This is a genomic window from Haloarchaeobius pelagicus (genome assembly GCF_051207375.1).
Taxonomy (GTDB): Archaea; Halobacteriota; Halobacteria; order Halobacteriales; family Natrialbaceae; genus Haloarchaeobius.
Genome location: NZ_JBPJZD010000001.1, coordinates 1,006,109 through 1,020,272 on the forward strand (window position 1 = coordinate 1,006,109; position 14,164 = coordinate 1,020,272).

Below are 14,164 nucleotides of genomic sequence, written 5' to 3' on the forward strand. Positions count from 1 at the left end.
AACTGCCAACCCCCTGGCACGCCTCTCTCCCCATGTGACGGAACTGCTCACGGTCGTGGTCGCGGTCGTCGGGCTCGGCGTCGCGGCCCAGGTCATCGCGGACCGGCTCCGCATGCCCAGCGTCCCGCTGCTGGTGCTCGTCGGCCTCCTGCTCGGACCGGAGGGTGTCGGCCTCGTCAAGCCCGCGACCTTCGGTGACGCGCTCTCGGTCATCGTGGGCATCAGCGTCGCCATCATCGTCTTCGAGGGCGCGTTCAACCTCAAGTCGAAGACGTTCAAACGCGCCCCCTCGGCGACAATCACGCTCATCACCGTGGGAGTACTCATCTCGTTCCTCGGCACCGCCGTCGCAGTGCGGTTCTTCCTGAGCGCGACATGGGGCGTCTCCCTGCTCGTCGGGGCGCTCCTGGTCGCGACCGGCCCGACGGTCATCACGCCGATCCTCTCCGTGGTCCGGGTGCGTCCTCGCGTCGCGGCCACGCTGGAGGTCGAGAGCATCATCAACGACGTGACGGCGGCCATCCTCGCCGTGGCGACCTTCGAGGCCCTGACCGCCGAGAACCCGACGCTGGCGAACGTGACGACGGCGTTCGGCCATCGTCTGCTCGTCGGCGCGCTCGTGGGGGTCGTCGTCGCCGGCCTCCTCTGGTACCTGTTCGAGCAGGTCGAGCACTCGCCGTGGAACGCGCCGCAGAACGCGCGACTGCTGGTGCTCGCCAGCGCCGTCGTCGCGCACGGGACCGCCGAACTGGTCGTCGGCGAGGCCGGCATCGCGGCGGCGGCCACCGCGGGCGTCGTGTTGGGCAACGCGAACCTCGCCTACGAAGCCAACATCGCCTCGTTCAAGGACGACGTGACGGTCCTATTGCTCTCGTTCGTGTTCATCATCCTGACCACCCTCGTCGATTTCGACGAACTGCTCGTCCTCGGGATGGGCGGGGTCCTCGTGGTGGCCGTCGTGTTGCTGGTCGTCCGCCCCCTGTCGGTGTTCGTCTCCACGTGGGGCAGCACCTTCGACGTCCCCGACAGACTGTTCATGAGCTTCGTCGCGCCCCGCGGCATCGTCCCGGCCAGCGTCGCGACCCTGTTCGCCCTCGAACTCCGGGAGTTCGACCCGACCGGCGCGTCCATCCTCGTCGGGACGGTGTTCCTCGTCATCATCACCAGCGTCGTGGTGGAGGGCGGACTCGCCCGGTCGCTCGCCGACCTGTTCGAGGTGACTCCACCCCGGGTGCTCATCGTCGGCGGTGGCACGGTCGGCCGCGCGATGGCCCGTCAGTACGACGCCGGGGGAGAGCGCATCGAACTCGTCGACCGCGACTCGAGCGCGGTCGAGACGGGGCGCAACGCCGGCTTCACGGTCCACCGGGGCGACGCGACCGACCCCGCCGTGCTCCGGGCGGCCGGTGCCGCCGACGCCGACCGGGCCGTCGTCGCGACCGGGGACGACCGGACCAACGTCCACATCACCCGGCTCCTTCGGAAGCGGTTCGACGTCGACCCGGTGTTCGTCCGGGCGGACGACCCCGACGCTGTCGAGACGGTGGAGGCACTGGGAGGTCGCCCGCTGGCCGGCTCGGTGTTGCACCTGTGGGCCATCGAGGGCATCACTCCGCGGGAGACCACGGCCAGACCGGGCTGGCTCACCGCACTCCTTCGCGAGGGAGACATCCGGCAGTTCGTGGTCGATACGTCGATAGCGGGGCTGACCGTCAGCGCGGTCGCTGCCGACCTGCCGGAGCGGGCCTTCCTCGTCACCCTGACCCGTGGCGACGAGACCACCGTCCCCGACGCCGAGGAGCGACTGGAACACGGGGACCGCATCACCTTCGTCGGGGCGAAACCGGCCGTTCGGGAGGCACTCGAACGGCTGACCGACCCGCGAGACCGGTAGGGGTACCCTGCGAGACCACGGCAAGATTGAAGTCGGGGTACCGGTAGATACAGACGAGTACAGATGGGTGCCGACGACCATGGCGGACGGGAACTCGTCGCCGACGCGGACGCCGCCGACGCGCTCGAAGAGGTTTCACCGGCTGCCGTCGACGAGCTTGCAGATGCCGACGTGACACCCGAGGACCTCACGGAGAAGCGTGTCACCTACATGGACCTCGTGGAGGCCGGGGTCGACCAGGACGTCGCCGGTGAGATCCGCCGGCACTACTCGCTGACGTGGGCGTCCCGCATGGGCGACGGGCTGGACGACCGCGCCGAGGAGATGGGCGGCCTCCAGGCGGGCGAGCGCGACTGGGTCGCCGCGAGCACCGCCGACTGGGAGGACCTCGGCGTCCCCGAGTACGACCCGGTCGAGCGCGAGGCGATAGACATCTGGGCCGAGCACGAGCGACCGACACCGGTCGAGCGCGTCGTGAACGACTGGGTTGCCGACAACCTCGCCGAGGCCGGCATCTCGTCGGTCAGCCAGCTCGCCGGGGTTGACGCACAGGCCCTCGCCGACGCCCTCGACGTGAACGTGATGCAGGCGCGGACGTGGCGATTCGCGGCGCGGGACGCACAGTAAGCTGGGAACCGAGTTTCGCCACGGCGCGCGTGGGACGAGTTCCGACAGGACAGCCGACACGAACTATCGGCGGAACCTCCCGTGGCTCTGGCGAACACGGCCCCTGGCCGGCGATAGATTTTTACTATATCTGTAGTGGTTTTCCCGTGTCGGTTTAGGCCACTCAAAACGGCTTACAGGCACTATAAGGCTGATTTAGGCAATAGCTTCTGAACGAAAACCGACCACCACTATTATATAGTCAGTTACGGGTACTTCCAACTGAATGCGCCCCATCGACGACTCACCCATCGTGCGCGACGGAAAGGTACTGATTCTGGCGATGGACCACGGGCTGGAACACGGACCGGTCGACTTCGAACCGGTCCCGGAAACGGTCAATCCTGAGACCGTCTTCGACGTAGCGACCCACGACGCAGTGACGGCGTTCGCCGTCCAGAAGGGCGTCGCCGAGACATACTACCCCTCCTACGAGGACGACGTGAACCTCCTGTTGAAGCTCAACGGGACGTCCAACATGTGGATGGGCGAGCCCGATTCTGCAGTGAACTGCTCGGTCGAGTACGCTGCCGAACTCGGGGCCGACGCACTCGGATTCACCTTGTACGGCGGTTCGAACCACGAGATAGAGATGGCCGAGGAGTTCCGCGACGCCCAGGAGGCGGGCCGCGAGCACGACCTTCCGATGGTCATGTGGTCGTACCCGCGCGGGCAGGGCCTGAAGAACGACCGCTCGTCCAGCACCATCGCCTACGCGGCCCGGCAGGCGCTCGAACTCGGGGCCGACATCGCGAAGGTGAAGTATCCCGGCACGCCCGAGGCGATGCAGTGGGCGGTCGACTCTGCCGGTCGGGTCAAGGTCGTCATGTCCGGCGGCTCGAAGACGTCCGACTACGAGTTCCTCAAGCAGGTCGAGGAGTGCATGAACGCGGGCGGCAAGGGTCTCGCCGTGGGCCGCAACGTCTTCCAGCGTGAGGACCCCGTCGCCATCCTGGACGCCCTCGAGAAGGTCATCTACGAGGAGGCGTCCGCCGAGGAAGCGCTCGAATGATGCACGCGACCGACCTGCACGCCACGGTCGAGGAGATACTGGAGACCGTGGCGACCGCTGCGCCCCAGATTCGTCACGGGCTCGTGGGCCGCCGGACCAAGGTCGACGAGGAGAACCCGAGCGGCGAGGTGCAGGTCGCGGCCGACGTCTGGGCAGACCAGTTGCTCCAGAACGCCATCACGGCCATCGATGGCGTCGGCCAGTACGCAAGCGAGGAGCGCGAGGATATCGTCGAGTGTGGCGAGGGTGTCGCCGTCGCGGTCGACCCGCTCGACGGCTCCTCGAACCTCAAACCCAACGCGGCGATGGGGACCATCGTCGGCGTGTACGACAGCACGCTCCCCGCGAAAGGCGAGGACCTCCTCGGCGCTGCATACGTGCTCTACGGCCCCATCACGACGATGACCGTCGCGCTCGACGGGACCGTCACCGAGTACGAGATCAGCGACGGTGAGCGCTCGGTTGTCCGCGAGGACATCACCCTGCCCGAGGACCCGGTCGTGTACGGCTTCGGTGGGCGCGTGCCGGACTGGCCCGCCCAGTTCGAAGCGTATGCGCGAGAGATCGAAGACGAACTCAAGCTCCGCTACGGCGGTGCGATGATCTCCGACGTGAACCAGGTGATGACCTACGGCGGTATCTTCGCCTACCCTGCCCTGGAGTCGGCCCCGAACGGGAAACTCCGGCTCCAGTTCGAGGGTATCCCCATCGGGCACATCATCGAGACCGCAGGCGGCGCGTCCTCGGATGGGACCCAGTCGCTCCTGTCCGTCGAACCCACCGAACTGCACCAGCGCGTCCCGGTCCACATCGGGAACGAGTCGCTCATCGAACGGCTCGAAGCCGCGCTGGCGTAGGGTCGGAGCCACCGGCGGAGTCCACCCGTCTCAGAGCAAGCTCGCACCGGTGAATATCACGGTCAGGTTGTTCGCGAGCAAGAACAGGCCGAGCAGCAACAGCCCCGCGATCCACAGTTCGAACAGGAGCATGAACGACCCACGGAACCGAGACGGCGTCACTCGAATCGTCTCCAGCAGCATGTGGAACAGCAACACGACGAGGACGACCGCGAGCACGTTCAGGAGGAGAACGACGTGGAGACCCTGTTCGAGCGCCCAGCGCACGAGCGGGTTCGCTTCGCCGTCCGTCCCGACCACTCGGGCCGCGACCAGGGTGGTGCCGAGGTCGAGCGCGACGAGGACGAACAGCACCGCGCCGAGCCAGCGCCAGTACCCGCGAAGGCGGGCGTCGATGTCGTCCCGTGGAGCCGGATACATCAGATTACAATGTAGTCCGGGGACGGTGATAGCTAATCGCGAACTTAGAAGTAAGGAAGTGTCCTAACGGTCGGATTCTGAGCTTACCGTCTCGTTACTACGGGTGTATCCTGGTCGAACGGTCAGATACTGGTCTATTATCCTACGAGTCCCCGGGCGGCGTCGCCGGGCGCTTCGCGACCGGGGTGAATCTGGCTCGCTCGGCCATCCGGGGGTCAGGCGGCGTGCCGAGGGCTGAGGGTCATAAACAGCCCAGGACGGGGTTCGGTAGCATAGCTCACATGGTCGGGACCGTGCGGCGGTCGCGCGCGTGACGCTGGTGGCAACATTCGTGCCTACCAGAAAGGGAAACCTTTCTCACTGCACCCTTCGCATGGCGATGCATGAAGGTGCGTATCAACGAGGGGGCATCCGAAGAGGAAGCTTCCGCCATCGCCGCGGCGCTCGCAGAGCACGTCGGCGACGAGGTCGAGGTGTACGTCGGGCAGGCCGACGACCCCACCGCAGTCGAGGCGGCTCCGGAACCACCCGCCGACGCTGGCGGTGGGGGTGGCGATTCGACTCCCGCCGATGACGAGGACCTCGGCCCGACCGAGCGCGAGGAGGACCTCATCGCGGAGATCGAGGAGATACTCAAGGGCGGCCCGGAGAAGTACAGAGAGCGGCTCCCGGACCAGGGCAAGCTGTTCGTCCGTGACCGAATCGACCTCTGGTTCGGCGACGATGGGCTGTTGTTCGAGGACGGCAAGTTCGCCGAGTTCGACAACGAGGACCAGATTCCGGCGGACGGGCTCATCACGGGCGCGGCCGAGTTCGAGGGCCGCGACGTCCACTTCATGGCGAACGACTTCACGGTCAAAGCGGGGTCGATGGCCGCGAAGGGCGTCGAGAAGTTCCTCCGGATGCAAGAGCGCGCCCTGAAGACCGCAAAACCGGTGCTGTACCTGATGGACTCCTCTGGCGGGCGCATCGACCAGCAGACCGGCTTCTTCGCCAACCGCGAAGGTATCGGGAAGTACTACTACAACCACTCGATGCTCTCCGGGCGCGTCCCGCAGATCTGTGTGCTGTATGGGCCGTGTATCGCCGGCGCGGCGTACACGCCCGTCTTCGCCGACTTCACCATCATGGTCGAGGGGATGTCCGCGATGGCCATCGCCTCCCCGCGCATGGTCCAGATGGTCACCGGCGAGGACATCTCCATGCAGGACCTCGGCGGCGCGCACGTCCACGCCGAGGAGTCCGGCAGCGCCGACCTCGTCGCCAAGGACGAGGAGCACGCCCGCGAACTCGTCGACCAGCTCATCACCTACCTGCCGAACAACTCCGACGAGAAGCCCCCGCGCGCCGACCCGGTCGCGCCCGCGAAGTCGCCGGAGGGCATCGACGGCATCATCCCGCAGGAGCCGAACCGCGGCTACGACATGACCGACATCATCGACCGCATCGTCGACGAGGGCTCGTACTTCGAGCTCCGGCCGGACTACGGCAAGGAGATCATCACGGCGTACGCCCGCATCGACGGTCGGCCGGTCGGTATCGTCGCGAACCAGCCGGCCCACCGCGCCGGGGCCATCTTCCCCGACGCCGCCGAGAAGGCCGCGGAGTTCATCTGGAAGTCGGACGCGTTCAACATCCCGCTGCTGTACCTCGCCGACACGCCCGGCTTCATGGCCGGCTCGCAGGTCGAGAAGGACGCCATCCTGGAGAAGGGCAAGAAGATGATCTACGCAACCTCCAGCGCGACCGTCCCCAAGCAGTGCGTCGTCGTCCGCAAGGCGTACGGGGCCGGCATCTACGCGATGTCCGGGCCGGCGTACGACCCCGAGAGCACCATCGGGCTGCCCTCGGGCGAGATCGCCATCATGGGTCCCGAAGCCGCCATCAACGCGGTGTACGCGAACAAGCTCAACGCCATCGACGACCCCGACGAGCGCGCGAAGCGCGAGGCCGAACTCCGCGAGGAGTACCGTGAGGACATCGACATCCACCGCATGGCCAGCGAGGTCGTCATCGACGAGATCGTCCCGCCGTCGTCGCTGCGCACGGAACTCGAGAACCGCTTCCGGTTCTACGAGACCGTCGAGAAGGAACTGCCGGACAAGAAGCACGGCACCGTCCTCTAAAACCGGTTCGTCCTTCTTTCCTGCCAGTTTCGACCGCTGGTATGGTGCCGATATTCTCGGAGACGTGCTGTCGCGAGCGTGGATACCGTTGTTCGTTAAAACCGAGAGATAGAGCGGGTGCCTAAGCAGTTCTTCGGGATGAGTAGTCTATCACTACTCTGGCCGAGAAGGTGGTTCGGTCCACAGTCGCCATCGGTAACGTGGCCCTTCTTTCACCGAACGTATACTTCGTAACGTCGTAGTGAGGGCATACATTTGGTCGAACACTGCGTCTCTACAGATGCCCACGGCGACAGTGAGAATCGTCATGGCCGGGATAACCCGGTCAGGCATGGGGGAGACGACGATTCAATCGGCTCACACTGCCGACCCCGAGTCGCCGCCGAGGGGGACTGGTGACTCGGGCACAGCACGATAGCTGCCGGCCGCCGTTTCCCGGCGGCTGGCTCAAGGGTTTCAAACACACTGTCGCACCGGGGGGAGCGTCAGTCTGTAATCACCGCTCGCCGTGGGATTTCGTAACTTCGTACCGTTCGACTGCATTCCTGAGCCGACGCACCTCGTCACGGACCGCGCGCCACTGGTCGAGGCTGCCCGGGAGGTCCGTCGTCGATTCGTACCGCTGTTTCTGTGAGAGCACCAGCCGCTGGACGCTGGCGGGGTCCTCGACGTTCCAGAACGCCAGTTCCGTCCCGCCACCACCGGCCGTGTCTATCTCGACGGTCCCGTAGCCGAACAGGTTCCCGACCGCGGACTGCTCGTACGCGGAGTTCTGGACGCTCTCGAAGTCCGCGCTCAGGACGGTCCGTGAGAGCCCGCCGGTCTTGCGGTAACACGCCTGGTTCGTCACGAGGTACTCCGTGTTGATGACCTGGAAGTACGCGGCGACGGGTGGGAAAAGGGCGAAGACGAGCCCCATCACGGCGATGAGGGTTTCGCCAGTGACCACCGCGAGGGTCGCCGCGCCCGCGAGAACGAACACGCTCACCAGCAGCGACGGGAGGACTGACTGGATGCGTGGCTTCGCCGTCCACAGCACCTCTTCGCCCTCGTCGGCGGTGAACCACGACGGAGTCATCCGTCGGTGTTCTCCCAGTCGAAGTCGTCGGCGCGGCCCGCCTGATTCGGGTCAGGCGTCTCGCCCTCGATGCGCTCGAAGGACTCGCGGATGGCGCGGAGTTCGACCAGTATCTCGTCGAGCACCTGTTCTTTGTCCTCGTCGCTATCTTTCTGCGTGCCACGGGCCTGCTTGATACGCTTGTTGATGAGCTCCTGGACCTGCTTGGGGTCAGAGACGGCCATGAACTGCATCTCGACGCCGGAGCCGCCGGCGGTGGAGATGTCGACGTTCCCGAAGCCGAACTGCTTGCCGAGGAAGCTCTCGCTGAAGGAGATGTTCTGGACCTTGTCGAAGTCGATCTTCTGGACGTCGCGCGAGAGGATGCCGGTCTTCTTGTACAGCCCGTCGGTCGTGACGACGTACTCGGTGTTCTCGCGCTGGAGGTACGCCCCCACGACGATGGGGATGCCGATGAGGACGAGACACAGCGGCAAGCCGATGATGAGGGCGGGATAGATGCTCTTGGCGTCGGGGATGCCCGACCAGACGATCTCCTCGTCTTCGTCGAGCGTCAACCAGTCGTAGGCGGACTCGGTGGGGGCCATACCGGATGAGTGCGCCCCCGGTCAGCAAAGGTGTTGGGTCATCGATGCGACGAGCGACCGGGTGACCCGCGACCCTGGTCAGTCGCCGTCGGCCGACGAAACGCGGGCGAGCCGCATCGCGTTGCCCGTGACGGCGGTCGTCATGCCGACGTCCCCGGCGAGCACGACGAGCCAGAGCGGGATGGCGAAGACGGGGATGAGGACCGCGAGGGCGGCCTTGACCGCGAGGCTGCCCCAGACGTTCTGGCGGATGACGCCGTTGGTCTTCCGGGCGAGGTCGACCAGGTAGGGCAGGCGCGAGAGGTCGTCGGTCAGCAGGGCGATGTCCGCCGTCTCGATGGCGGTGTCGCTGCCGGCCGCGCCCATCGCGATGCCCACGTCGGCGGTCGCGAGGGCGGGCGCGTCGTTGACGCCGTCGCCGACCATCGCGACCGTGCCCCGCTCTTTGAGTGCGGCGACCGCGTCGGTCTTGTCCTCGGGGAGCAGGTCGGCGCGGTACTCGTCGATGCCGAGCTGGGCCGCGACGGCGCGGGCCGTGCCCTCGTTGTCGCCGGTGAGCATGACGACCGAGAGGCCCCGGTCCCGGAGCGCAGCGACCGTCTCCCTGGCACCCTCGCGGACGGTGTCGCTGACCGCGATGACCCCTTCGAGGGCGTCCTCGGTCCCGACGAGGACGACCGTCTTCCCCTCGCCCTGCAGGCGCGGGATGGTGTCTTCGACGAGGTCCAGGCAGCCTTCGCGTTCGCACTGCTGGCGCATCTCGGGACGGGTGACGCCCCCGTCGGCCGTCAGGTGGACGTGGTCGAGGTCGAACCCGAGGTCGGCGAACAGGTCGGGTTTACCCGCGTAGTGGGGTACGTCCCCGAGCGTGGCCTTCACGCCCTCACCGGTCAGGCTCTCGAAGCCCGACACCTCGTGGTGTTCGACCCCGTTCTGTGCGGCGTGGCTGACGATGGCGTCGCCGATGGGGTGTTCGGACCGACTCTCCAGCCCGCGAGCGCACCGGAGCACGTCCGCCTCGCTGTTTCCGTTCAGGGGGACGACGTCGGTGACGGCGAGTTCGCCAGTGGTCAGCGTCCCGGTCTTGTCGAGGGCGACGATGTCCACGTCGCCCATCGTCTCCAGCCGGTCACCGCCTTTCACGAGGACGGCGCGCTTGGCCGCGCTGGTCACCGCGGAGACGACGCTCACGGGCGTCGAGATGACGAACGCACACGGGCAGGCGATGACGAGCAGGGCGATGCCGTTGACCGCCCAGTGGACCCAGTCCGCGCCGAACAGGAGCGGCGGGACCGTGGCGACCAGAATCGCGATGCTCGTCACCAGGGGCGTGTAGTACTGGGCGAAACGCTCGACGAAGCGCTCGCGCTCGGTCTTGTTCGACTGCGCGTCGGTCACGAGGTCGACGATGCGTGCCAGCGTGGACTCGCCGGCGGGCGCGGTCGTCTCGACCTCGAGGTAGCCCTGCTCGTTGACGGTCCCGGCGTACACCTCGTCGCCGCGGGCCTTGTCGACCGGGACGGACTCGCCCGTGATGGGGGCCTGGTTCACCGCGGATTCACCGTCACGGACGAGACCGTCGACGGGGATCTTCTCACCAGGCTGGACGATGACGACCTCGCCGACGCGGACGTCTTCGGCCGGAATCTCGACCTGTTCGCCGTCGCGCCGCACCACGGCCGTCTCTGGCGCGAGGTCGAGCAACTCGTCGAGCGACCGGCGGGCACGCTGGACCGAGTACCGTTCGAGCAACTCGGCGACGTTGAACAGGAACGCCAGTGAGGCGGCCTCGATGAGCAGGTTCTCGCCGGGCACGAAGACGGTGATGCCCGTCGCGGCGAGGATGGCCGCCGTCATCAGGAAGTCGATGTCGAGGCTCGCGTTCTTCGCCGAGTAGTAGCCGTTGCGGAGGATGACCTGCCCACCGGCGACGACCGCCCCGAGCAACAGGACGTCTGAGAGGGCGTAGGACTGCTCGAGGACCGTCGCGAGCACCGGGTTCACTCCCGCGACGATGACGAGCAGTGCGAGCGCGACGAAGCTGCCGGAGGCGATGGTCTTCAGCCCGCGCGGGCTGGTCCAGACCGCGTCGTCACCGTCGTCGCCCTCTTCCTGAACCGCGTAGCCAGCGCCCTCCACCGCGGCCACGATGGCCGCGCGGTCGGTCCGGTCGGGGTCGTACCCGACGACCAGCGTCCCGGTGGTCGGGCGCGGGTCGACCGCGAGCACGCCGTCGACACCGGAGACGCTCCCGTCTACCTTGCTCGCACAGGACGGGCAATCCATGTCGGGCACGTCGAGTCGCAGCGTCGCGGGGGCGTCGGCTACCTGGCCGACGAACCCCGTTTCGTTCGACACCGAATCGGAACAGCCACACGACTCGGTCGTACAATCGTCACTCATTGCCTGACGGTAGTCGCCCGGACGTTATTAATTCGGCTGCTACAAATCGGGGGTAGGATGGTATTTCTTAACAAAGCAAACGAGATTAGTTAACAACAGGGGTGCAGCCCCCTGGACCGGTGGGGACGCCGAGCTGTCGGGGACACGGCCCCACCGGGTCCCGAAATCCGGGTGTCGGACACTGAAAACTCATATACGATGAAACCCAACGGGACAAGCGATGGCTGTGGCCGACCGACAATCCTGTGACGGCTGCGACCGCCAGTTCTCCCTCGAGCGCCTGGCCACCGTCCGGATGCCCGGCGGCTCACGATCGGTCTGCTGTCCGGACTGTCGAGCGTTCGCCGAGTCCGTCAGCTCCAGAGCGGAGTTCGAACGAGACGAACACGAGTGTGACGGCTGCTCCCGAGCGTTCTCGCTGGCGGACCTGACCACCGTCGAGATGCCCGGCGGCTCACGCTCCGTCTGTTGTCCCGAGTGTCGAGCGTTCGCCGAATCCGTCAGCACCAAGGCTGAACTCGGCGAGCGTCGTCGGGCCTGTGACGGCTGTTCACGGGAGTTCGCGCTCGACAACCTCGCCGTCGTCGACATGCCGGGTGGGACGCAATCCATCTGCTGTCCGGAGTGTCGAACGTTCGCCGAGTCCGTCAGTAGCAAGGCAGAACTCGGGGACCGCCGCCGCGAATGCGACGGCTGTACCAGGGAGTTCCCCGTCTCGGACCTCGACGAGATATTGCTGCCGGACGGAACGAGCGTGCTCTGTTGTGAGACGTGCAGCAAGCACGCGCCCCAGGAGGAGGAGACCGACGACGTCGACGAGGACCGTCGGCAGGACGCCGAACGCGAGACGGCGGCCGAACTCGCGAACAAGGAACCCTCGAAGGCGATACAGACCCGGAACCTCTGTTCGCAGTGCAAGGAGTGGTGCTCGGTCGAACTCTACCGTGTCGAGATCAACGACAAGCGGACCGAGAACTTCTGCCCGGACTGTCTGGAACTCGCCCGGAGCCGCGGCATCGTCACGAACGTCCGCATGCGTCAGGCCGAAGCCTACGAGACGCTCGGCATCGACGGGGCGTCGGACGCCGACGAACTGCGTGACGCGTACATCGAGCGCGTAAAGGAGGTCCACCCCGACCGGGCGGGCGGGAGCAGAGCCGCGTTCAAGGCCGTGCAGCGGGCGTACGAACGACTCGACGCGGAATTTTAGTTCTGGGTCGCCGGTCCTGCCGGGTCCTGCCGTTCGACGTAGCCCAGTGTCACCGGGTTGAACAGGTACCGCGAGTTGCACTCGTCGCAGGTCGCCACCAGCGGCTGGTTGTGCTTGTACTCCTGCCAGAGGTCCTTCTGTGTCGCGTCGACGTCCAGGATCACCGGATGGTCACAGCTCTCGAAGTTACACGGGAACCGGACGTACCAGTTGGGCGTCGAGAGCGTGCCGAGCGGCGCGAGTTCGGCACGCAGGCGACAGAGCAGGTTGAACACGGTCACCGGTATCTCGTCACGGTCGAGCTGGACGCCCTCGACGTTCGTGATGTAGCCCGGTCGGTCGACGCCCTCGTCGTACATCGGTAGCACCGGGACACCCTTGGCCACGGCGAACCCGACCTCCTGGTTCACCCACGGCTCGGTCACGTGCTCGCGAGTGAACAGGGCGATGACGAGGTCCGAGTTCGCGAGCCGTCCCTTGAGGTCTGTGCGGGTCCGGCCCGACTCGATCTCCTCCATGGCGAGATAGAAGTCCACCGGGAGGTTCCGCACCGTCCCGAAGAGTTCCTGGGCCAGTTCGAGGTCCTCGGCCGCGTGCGACACGAAGACCTGCGCGTCGGTCATAGGTGCAACTCACCCGAGACGTACAAAACCCTTACTCCGGGTGCACGGTCTCGCGACAGCTAGCGCAGACGCTGTCGGGGGGAGGACGAAAGCGAGGACCACCGGGGTCGGCTCGGTCGGGCTGGATGGCCCGCTTCAGAGGGGGGAGACGAGGTCTTCGAGCGCGGCACGCGGGTCCTCGGCCTTCGCGACACCCGAGGCGAGGAGGACGCCGGTCGACCCGAGTTCGCCAGCGGCTTCGAGGTCGTCGCCGGTCGAGATGCCGGCACCACAGAGGACGTCGACGCTCTCGTCGACCGCCTCGGCGGCCTCGACCGCGCCGGTGACGATGTCCGGGTCGGCCTGGCTCACGGGCGTGCCGGTCCCGATGAGTTCCGGCGGTTCCACGGCCACGGAGTCCGGCCCGAGTGCGGCTGCCGCGCCGATCTGGCGCGGGTTGTTCGCACAGACGATGGTCTCCAGGTCCGCGCGCTCGGCTGCTCGCAGGGAGCCGTCGATATCGGCGAGCTTCAGCCGGTTCTCGGAGTGGTTCAGGAGCGTGCCGACCGCGCCGGCGTCGGCCGCCGCCTCGGCCAGCGTGCTGCCGGTGTGGCTGCCGTGCTCGACCGGGCTGACGTGCTGGGCCCACGTCTCGACGCCAGTCTCGGCCACGCGCTGCAGGTGCGCGGCCTGTGGTGCCACCGCGATACGGACGCCAGAGTCGTCGCTGACGTTCGCTGCCGCTGTCGCGACCTCGACCGGGTCACACGGGTACGCCTTCAGATTGACGAGTACGAACATGTCGTAAGGCCCACGAGCGTCGGTAAAATAGCTACCTGTTCCGCCAGCGCTTGCCTGTTGCGCACGACGGGAATGGTCGGGAGAACGGTGGTCGGGAGAACGGCTCAGTCGTTACAGCAGCCACTCGCCTCGTCGGCGAAGTCGAGGCCGATGGTCTCCGAGAGGGTGTCGTTGACCGCTTCGAGGCGGGCGTCGAGGCGGTTCTGGGCGTCGATGTACTCCGCCATCACGGGGATGTCGTGCAGCTCCTGCTGGGTCTCCTGGAGGTTCTGGAGGTCCTCCTGGGAGGCCTGGCCGGTCTGGCGCGCCAGCATGAACTCCTGGCGGACCTGCTCGAACTCGTCGATCTTCTCCTGGGCTTCTTCGGACTCCTCGACGGCCTGCTGGGCCTCGTGGAAGCGCTCGAACTCCGGCAGGTCGCGGATGGCCTCGCCGAGTTCCTGGGCCCGCTGGTCCACGACGGTCGTCTCCTCGGCCGCTTCGCCGCTCGTTTCGATGCTCATAGCGG

General features: G+C 66.7%; 13 protein-coding genes. 6 read left to right on the plus strand and 7 right to left on the minus strand.

Annotated elements, in window-relative coordinates; all coding sequences use genetic code 11:
* Nucleotides 1-34 precede the first annotated feature (34 nt).
* From ACSC1S_RS05315 to ACSC1S_RS05330, 4 genes are all read left to right on the plus strand, one after another.
* Complete coding sequence (locus tag ACSC1S_RS05315) at nucleotides 35-1,894, plus strand: cation:proton antiporter domain-containing protein (RefSeq protein WP_435363454.1); 1,860 nt, start codon at nucleotides 35-37, stop codon at nucleotides 1,892-1,894.
* 63 nt (nucleotides 1,895-1,957) lie between these two features.
* Nucleotides 1,958-2,521 (plus strand): DUF7409 domain-containing protein, encoded by a 564-nt coding sequence (locus tag ACSC1S_RS05320; RefSeq protein ID WP_435363455.1) that lies wholly within the window; start codon nucleotides 1,958-1,960, stop codon nucleotides 2,519-2,521.
* A gap of 265 nt (nucleotides 2,522-2,786) precedes the next feature.
* Complete coding sequence (locus ACSC1S_RS05325; RefSeq protein WP_261650801.1) at nucleotides 2,787-3,572, plus strand: class I fructose-bisphosphate aldolase; 786 nt, start codon at nucleotides 2,787-2,789, stop codon at nucleotides 3,570-3,572.
* Nucleotides 3,572-4,429 (plus strand): class 1 fructose-bisphosphatase, encoded by an 858-nt coding sequence (locus tag ACSC1S_RS05330; RefSeq protein WP_435364587.1) that lies wholly within the window; start codon nucleotides 3,572-3,574, stop codon nucleotides 4,427-4,429. Before ACSC1S_RS05325 ends, ACSC1S_RS05330 begins: the two co-directional genes overlap by 1 nt.
* A 30-nt stretch (nucleotides 4,430-4,459) precedes the next feature.
* On the opposite strand, the gene ACSC1S_RS05335 is transcribed toward ACSC1S_RS05330, so the two are convergent.
* Nucleotides 4,460-4,849 (minus strand): hypothetical protein, encoded by a 390-nt coding sequence (locus ACSC1S_RS05335; protein WP_435363456.1) that lies wholly within the window; start codon nucleotides 4,847-4,849, stop codon nucleotides 4,460-4,462.
* Nucleotides 4,850-5,232: 383 nt separating this feature from the next.
* Between ACSC1S_RS05335 and ACSC1S_RS05340 the strand changes: the two genes are divergently transcribed.
* Complete coding sequence (locus ACSC1S_RS05340; protein WP_435317869.1) at nucleotides 5,233-6,975, plus strand: acyl-CoA carboxylase subunit beta; 1,743 nt, start codon at nucleotides 5,233-5,235, stop codon at nucleotides 6,973-6,975.
* 496 nt (nucleotides 6,976-7,471) lie between these two features.
* On the opposite strand, the gene ACSC1S_RS05345 is transcribed toward ACSC1S_RS05340, so the two are convergent.
* From ACSC1S_RS05345 to ACSC1S_RS05355, 3 genes are all read right to left on the minus strand, one after another.
* Nucleotides 7,472-8,053, minus strand: a complete 582-nt coding sequence (locus ACSC1S_RS05345) for a PH domain-containing protein (protein ID WP_435363457.1) — start codon at nucleotides 8,051-8,053, stop codon at nucleotides 7,472-7,474.
* A complete protein-coding gene (locus tag ACSC1S_RS05350) occupies nucleotides 8,050-8,640 on the minus strand; it encodes a PH domain-containing protein (protein ID WP_435363458.1) in 591 nt (196 codons plus the stop codon). The genes ACSC1S_RS05345 and ACSC1S_RS05350 overlap by 4 nt, the downstream gene beginning before the upstream one ends.
* Before the next feature lie 78 nt (nucleotides 8,641-8,718).
* Complete coding sequence (locus ACSC1S_RS05355; protein ID WP_435363459.1) at nucleotides 8,719-11,043, minus strand: heavy metal translocating P-type ATPase; 2,325 nt, start codon at nucleotides 11,041-11,043, stop codon at nucleotides 8,719-8,721.
* A gap of 220 nt (nucleotides 11,044-11,263) precedes the next feature.
* Between ACSC1S_RS05355 and ACSC1S_RS05360 the strand changes: the two genes are divergently transcribed.
* Entirely contained in the window at nucleotides 11,264-12,253 is a 990-nt protein-coding gene (locus ACSC1S_RS05360) for a J domain-containing protein (RefSeq protein ID WP_435363460.1), read from the plus strand.
* Here ACSC1S_RS05360 and ACSC1S_RS05365 read toward each other — a convergent pair.
* The 3 genes from ACSC1S_RS05365 to ACSC1S_RS05375 form a co-directional block, all read right to left on the minus strand.
* Nucleotides 12,250-12,876, minus strand: a complete 627-nt coding sequence (locus ACSC1S_RS05365; RefSeq protein ID WP_435363461.1) for a toll/interleukin-1 receptor domain-containing protein — start codon at nucleotides 12,874-12,876, stop codon at nucleotides 12,250-12,252. The two genes, ACSC1S_RS05360 and ACSC1S_RS05365, sit on opposite strands and share 4 nt — an antisense overlap.
* 135 nt (nucleotides 12,877-13,011) lie before the next feature.
* Entirely contained in the window at nucleotides 13,012-13,656 is a 645-nt protein-coding gene (gene tpiA, locus ACSC1S_RS05370; protein ID WP_435363462.1) for a triose-phosphate isomerase, read from the minus strand.
* A gap of 104 nt (nucleotides 13,657-13,760) precedes the next feature.
* The gene (locus ACSC1S_RS05375) at nucleotides 13,761-14,159 is read right to left on the minus strand and encodes a YlbF/YmcA family competence regulator (RefSeq protein WP_435363463.1); all 399 of its coding nucleotides are present in this window, start codon (nucleotides 14,157-14,159) and stop codon (nucleotides 13,761-13,763) included.
* Nucleotides 14,160-14,164 lie beyond the last annotated feature (5 nt).